This is a genomic window from Bacillus sp. SIMBA_074, from assembly GCF_046534555.1.
Taxonomy (GTDB): Bacteria; Bacillota; Bacilli; order Bacillales; family Bacillaceae_G; genus Bacillus_A; species Bacillus_A mycoides.
Window position 1 is genome coordinate 1 of record NZ_JAWRYM010000665.1, and the last position, 265, is coordinate 265.

A 265-nucleotide genomic window follows, 5' to 3' on the forward strand; every position below is an offset into this window, starting at 1 on the left:
GTGCGAGGTGTCGGCGACGACATCGTCTTCGGCGCGCTTCCACGGCCAGTGCGTGTCGAGCGCGTAGTCGAGCTTCTCGACCGAGGCGCCCAGGTGCAGCATCGCGGCGAGACTGATGCCGAGGTGGCTGTTCGAATGCATCGAGATGCCCACGTTCATCGCCGCGCACGTCGCCGCGAGCTGCATCGACGGCCGGAAGCCGCCCCAGTAGTGGTGGTCGATCAGCACGACCTGCACGGCGTCACGACGGAAGCCCTCGTTGATG

Annotated in this window: 1 protein-coding gene; it reads right to left on the minus strand. The window is 66.8% G+C overall.

The features are described from left to right. Window positions 1-265, minus strand: a 265-nt coding sequence (locus SB773_RS32425; protein ID WP_410594486.1) for an enolase C-terminal domain-like protein, incomplete at both ends; no start/stop codon positions are given.